Annotated in this window: 2 pseudogenes; both read right to left on the reverse strand. The window is 54.1% G+C overall.

Annotated features, from left to right (window positions below):
* Window positions 1-592 (reverse strand): annotated as a pseudogene (locus B7E02_RS00120) (IS6 family transposase); the annotation flags it as partial.
* Between the two features lie 340 nt (window positions 593-932).
* Window positions 933-1888 (reverse strand): annotated as a pseudogene (locus B7E02_RS14240) (DUF418 domain-containing protein).
* Window positions 1889-2237: the final 349 nt, after the last annotated feature.

Below are 2237 nucleotides of genomic sequence, written 5' to 3' on the forward strand. Positions count from 1 at the left end.
GTTCTTAAACGCGCCTTTCGGCCCGAGGATCCGCTTCAGCCGACCATGGTCGCCTTCCAGGATGTTGTTGAGGTATTTCACCTGCCGGTGTTCCACTGTTGGCGGGCAGATTCCCTCTGACTTCAACTCGGCGATTGCCCTGGCTAGGGAGGGTGCTTTATCGGTGTTGATCACTCTGGGGTACCCGGCTGACGCATTGGATCTGAGGGCCTTAGCCAGGAAACGCTTCGCTGCGGCCACGTTCCGCTTCGGAGAGAGGTAAAAGTCCAGGGTCTGGCCACCGGCGGTGATCACCCGATAGAGGTAGCACCACGTGCCGCCGACCCGGATATAGGTCTTATCCACCCGCCAGGAACTGGCCTGCCAGTCAGGTACCTGCCGGTACCACCGTGTTTGCTTGTCCAGCTCAGGGGCGTATTTCTGGACCCAGCGGTGAGAATCGTGGTGTGATCAACCGGCACGCCGCGGCTGAAGTCATCATTTCCTCCAGATCTTAGGTCAGCTCACCCCGTAGCGGCAGTGACCTGCGCACTGCCCACAAAATGATGTCACGGGGGAAATGACGACCCGAGAAGATACCCGTGGCTGTGATTATTTCACGCCTGTCTTCCTACTGCCCCAACTTTGCAACAGCACCCTGTGGACTATGGACAGAAGTGCTGAGGACTTCGGAAACTGACAAACTCCGAGTTTTCAACGATTTCAGATTCCCATATACCCCGCCCGAGAAAACGCCCGGTGAAGGGGCCCTATACGGACGCCAAAAACGGTCGTTATTGACACTCTGTTTTTTTGTTTTGTAGTCCGAGCTAACCGTTTTGTATCACTTGTTGTAGCTAGCCAATTGTCCAGACACTGTCAAGCCCCGGGTCTCATGCTTTCCATTCTCTCAAATGGGAGCAGCATGAAACCCCGGACGATTCAGGTATGTATTATTTCTGGCTAGGGCTTTGCTGAGAGTTTGATTTTGATTTGCCCCACCAAGTGAAGTTACGCCATACACGTTCTAAAGGTCCTTGTTCGAACCGTTGCTGCCAGGCCTTAGACCAAGCCCATTGCATGGCTAGGATCACTGCACATGATGCGAACGTAGTGATCCATGCCGCTACCGTACCCGATTCCCACCATCCTCCTGGCGCAAGATATTTCGCCACCATCATTAGTAGTGTGGCGGTAACGTAGTTCGTCAGTGACATTTTCCCAGCGGTGCGAAAATTTGAGTCAATACGCGACACGCGGGGGTACGCAGCAGGGTGATGAACATGGCCACGTATCCGGCAGCCATCAACAGGGTTGGCAGCTGCCCGGGGGTAGCACTGGCATTGCCATTCTCTACGGCTTCTTTCAGCCAGAATCCGAACAAGCTCAGTGCTGCGCAGGCGAGAGCGATGAAAGCTGAAACTCTTCTGGTGTGGGTCGAGCTGGCTATACGTTCTGGGATACGTGCCTGTCCGGCTAGGAAACCAACAACGAACAGTCCCGCGATGAGCATCCAGCCGCCTACCCAGCCGCCTACTGCGATAAGTAGTGCTCCGATAATGAATAGAATCCAGCGCGCCCATTTCGCTGGAGGGAGAAACGTCATGGGGATAAGAATGAAAAAGCCACACAGTGCGTAGAGCAAGAGCACTTCGCTGGGCTGAAGTTGGCTGTGCAAGACGCCGAGTATTCCTAGCAATAGTAGACGGCGGACCAGCGCAAAGCGCGGACGGCTGGTTCGTAACGGGGCGGTGCGCCACATCATACCGAATCCGATAGCGAATAGAAGGCAAAAGAGAGGGAAGAAGTGCCCCTCAATAAGGAAATCAAGCCATTGGTAGACCTGTCCGTCTGGCCTGATCTCGTGAACTCCTACTACCTCAGGGAAGTTAACGAGAAGTATCCCCATGAGCGCGAACCCGCGGAGCGCGTCAAGTCCTTCCAATCGGGCTGTTTGTGCTAAATAATTTAGAATGTGAAGCACCTAACTGTAATTCCATAAGTGGCGGTTAGAGTACCTGCGGGAACGGAGGCAGATAACTTTGTCGCCGAAGATACGGACGGGCACCAGTGGTTCGTAAAGGTGTATCGCGATCGTAACACGATTGACCAGGACCAATTCGCAGTAGATCTTGGTTCGCCCCGGGTTTAATGGAGGGTAGGAAATTGGAAAAGGAAACCCTTACATGCCCACCAAATACACTGTCGAGCTCAAGCAGCGCGCTGTAGAACTCGTGCTCCACGCTCAAGCTGATCCC

Origin of the sequence: Corynebacterium pacaense (assembly GCF_900169525.1) — a bacterium.
GTDB lineage: Bacteria > Actinomycetota > Actinomycetes > Mycobacteriales > Mycobacteriaceae > Corynebacterium > Corynebacterium pacaense.